Raw genomic sequence first — 628 nt, forward strand, 5'->3', positions numbered from 1 at the left:
GTGATGATGAGAAAAAACCGAAGAAAGGTTATGTCTGGGCCTATGCCACTACACAGTACAATCCAGTTCAAGCGGTGATCTATGACTTTCAGGATAGCCGTTCAGGTCAGCATGCAGAAGAGTTCCTGAATGGCTGGCAGGGCCATCTGGTCTGTGATGATTACAGTGGTTATAAAGCACGCTTTAAATCAGGCGATGTCATTGAGGTGGGCTGCATGGCGCATGCGCGTCGTAAATTCCATGAACTGCATGTGACTGGGAAAAGTCAGATCGCTGAACAGGCATTACTGATGATTCAGAAACTGTATGCGATAGAAGCAGAACTCAGGAAAAAGACCGATAGTACAGCAGAACACCGCCGCGAATACCGACAACAGCACAGCCAACCGGTGATGCAACAACTGTATGAATGGCTCAACCAACATTATCTGACGGTGCCATCGAGTTCTCCAACCGCCAAGGCCATCAATTACAGTCTGAAGCGTTGGCCAGCCTTAAGCCGCTATCTGGATGATGGCAATCTACCCATTGACAATAACTGGGCAGAGAACTCAATGCGTCCCTGGGCATTGGGCCGTAAGAACTGGTTGTTTGCAGGTTCGCTGCGCAGTGGACAGCGAGCGGCAAA

At 49.5% G+C, this 628-nt stretch carries 1 protein-coding gene; it reads left to right on the forward strand.

Going from position 1 to position 628, the window contains the following annotated elements:
• A partial coding sequence (gene tnpC, locus WFH18_RS17650) for an IS66 family transposase (RefSeq protein WP_164543405.1) occupies positions 1-628 on the forward strand: 628 nt, incomplete at both ends.

Origin of the sequence: Acinetobacter sp. USHLN143 (genome assembly GCF_037145695.1) — a bacterium.
In the GTDB taxonomy this organism is placed as follows: domain Bacteria; phylum Pseudomonadota; class Gammaproteobacteria; order Pseudomonadales; family Moraxellaceae; genus Acinetobacter; species Acinetobacter fasciculus.